Source organism: Nonlabens sp. Asnod2-A12 (assembly GCF_045063745.1).
Classification (GTDB): Bacteria; Bacteroidota; Bacteroidia; order Flavobacteriales; family Flavobacteriaceae; genus Nonlabens; species Nonlabens xylanidelens.
Genome location: NZ_JBEFOB010000001.1, coordinates 1 through 3,141 on the forward strand (window position 1 = coordinate 1; position 3,141 = coordinate 3,141).

The 3,141-nt window shown below is 40.6% G+C and carries 2 protein-coding genes; both read right to left on the reverse strand.

What is annotated here, in order from left to right:
• Positions 1–127: type IX secretion system membrane protein PorP/SprF (locus ACJJVJ_RS00005; protein WP_405368073.1), on the reverse strand; the 127-nt coding region annotated here is incomplete at its 3' end.
• Positions 128–174: 47 nt separating this feature from the next.
• The coding region (locus ACJJVJ_RS00010) for an SdrD B-like domain-containing protein (protein ID WP_405368072.1) at positions 175–3,141 on the reverse strand (2,967 nt) is incomplete at its 5' end.

A 3,141-nucleotide genomic window follows, 5' to 3' on the forward strand; every position in this document is an offset into this window, starting at 1 on the left:
GATTTCCCGCATAAGCTGGATTAACAACTATTGGGTTATAAGAATACTGACTGTATTGAGGATCTTGTTGTGCGGTAACCGCTTTCGCGAAAGCGAATAACAATAAACAAGTTAATAATTTCTTCATATTATTTTTATTAAACAAGTTCTGTCTTTAAAGACAGAACTTGAATTTTATCGATTTATATATAAATACCCAGCCTTTTCAATCGTCTGATTCTGGTCGTCAACATAACTAAGAACATAGAAGTATGTACCTTCTGGTAATTGCTCACCTTGAGAAACTGTTACTCTACCTTCAGAAACACCTCTGAAAGCGCGATTTGCATTATTATAGTTATCTACGTTATACACTTCTACACCCCATCTATTATAGATGTGAACTGTGTTCTCAAAATTCTCAATTCCTTGAAGGAAGAAGAAGTCATTTTGGTTATCACCATCTGGAGTAACCGCGTTGAACACAACAACTTCTCTTACATCTTCATCTAAGTAATCAGGAATACCATCACCATCAAAGTCATCATCAATAGAATCAGGACCAGTTACGATTTCATCATTATCGTCATCTAAATCTCTATAGTCTGGCTCAGAGTCTCCATCTGTATTATTAAGATCAGTTGAAGGGTTATCTATAACAACATCACCATTAGGATCTTCGTATCCACCAAGATCACCATCAAATGCATCATCTAAACCGTCCATATCAACATCTGCTCCCGAAGGTAATACATCTGGCTCACCATCATTGTCAAAGTCGAAGCCTTCCGTACTATCCGGCACGCCATCGTTATCAGAATCATCATCTAAGTAATCAGGAACACCATCACCATCAAAATCTAATGGATCAATACCCTCACCACTTCCTGGAGTTGACTCGTATGCGTCGTCTAGACCATTACCGTCAGTATCTACACCACTAGGAGCGATATAACCATCAGTAGTCTGAGATTCCACATTATCAGGAATACCATCATTATCTGAATCTTGATCAAACCAATCAGGAATACCATCATTATCAGAGTCGCCTGAACCTTCTAGTACATCTAATATTCCGTCATTATCATCATCAATATCATCTACATCAGGAATACCATCCATATCATTATCAGGCAGCATAATATATCCATCATTTAAACTAGGTGTGTCCATCCCAGCTACTGCTGTTAACATCTCTGGATCTGATCCTATAGTTGTTAATGAATCTACACCTGTCGGTAATGTTGTCTCATCAACATCTATTGATGTATCTCCTACAGGAACTATTGCTGTCCAAGCACCGCTAGAATCTGTCACGACTGTTTGTGTAACACCGTCACTACCCACAACAATAACACTTACTCCAGGAATACCTAATTCACCAGCATCTTGAACTCCGTTACCATTAGTATCTTCAAAAACAATTCCACTTACTGTTCCCATCGGCTCATCATAACCATCATTCGTAGTAGGTGTATTGACACCAACTAATGCTGTAACATTTTCTGGATCCGAACTTGCAGTAGTTAGTGTATCTACACCAACAGGCAACGTATTTTCATCTACATCAACGTTAGTTATTCCAACAGGCACTGTTGCTAACCAATCACCATTAGCGTCAGTAACCACCGTTTGCGTCACACCATCACTATCAACAATTATCACATCCACTCCTGGAATACCCAACTCGCCCGAATCTTGTATACCATTACCGTTAGCATCTAAATAAACAGTTCCACTAATAGTACCCATAGGGTCGTTATAACCATCATCTGTACTAGGAATATCAACCCCTACTACCGCTATTATTGTTTCAGGATCTGAAGATACAGTTGTTAGGTTATCAATTCCAATTGGTAACGTAGATTCATCTACGTCAATCGAAGTATTACCCACAGGCACAATTGCCGACCAATCACCATTTATATCCGTTGTTACTATTTGAGTAACACCATCACTATCAACAATTACCACATCCACTCCTGGAATACCTAATTCACCTGTATCCTGAATTCCATTTCCATTAACATCCTCGTAAACAGTACCACTGACTGTACCCATAGGATCATTATATCCATCATCCAAGGTAGGAACATTAGTACCTGCAAGCGCATTTACTGTTTCTGGATCCGAACCTACTGTTGTGAAATTATCTAAACCAATAGGTAAAGTAGATTCATCTACATCTACATCGGTAGCTCCTACTGGAACTGTTGCTGTCCAATCTCCGTTCGCATCCGTTGGTACTGTTTGTACGTTTCCGTTTGAATCGGTAATCTCTACATCTACGTTTGCTAATCCAGGCTCGCCTGCATCTTGTATTCCGTTTCCGTTTTGATCATCGAACACTGTTCCGCTTACTGTTCCACTTGTTAGTGGCTCGGTATAACCATCATCAGTACTTGGAGTATCTACTCCTGCTACTGCAGTAATCGTTTCTGGATCTGAACCTACTGTACTTAATACAGCTCCCGCTGGTAATGTTGCATCATCTACATCTACTGATGTACTTCCTGCTGGTACCGTAGCTATCCAGTTTCCGTTAGCGTCAGTTGTTACTGTTTGTAACACTCCGTTAGCATCGGTAACTTCTACATCTACTCCTGCTATTCCTGGCTCACCTGCGTCTTGTATTCCATTTCCGTTTGGATCATTGAATACCACACCGCTTACCGTTCCTGTTGTTGCTGGATTACTGAATCCGTCGTCTGTTGACGCCGTATCCATTCCTGCTGCTACAGTTACTGTCTCTGGATCAGATCCTACTGTTGTTAAGGTAGATCCGATTGGATCAATTACATCTACATCTGTAGCTCCTACTGGAACTGTTGCTGTCCAATCTCCGTTAGCATCTGTTGGTACTATTTGTACGTTTCCGTTTGAATCGGTAACCTCTACATCTACGTTTGCTAATCCAGGCTCGCCTGCATCTTGTATTCCGTTTCCGTTTTGATCATCGAATACTGTTCCACTTACTGTTCCACTTGTTAGTGGCTCGGTATAACCATCATCAGTACTTGGAGTATCTACTCCTACTACTGCAGTAATCGTTTCTGGATCTGAACCTACTGTACTTAATACAGCTCCCGCTGGTAATGTTGCATCATCTACATCTACTGATGTACTTCCTGCTGGTACCGTAGCTATCCAGTTTCCGTTAGC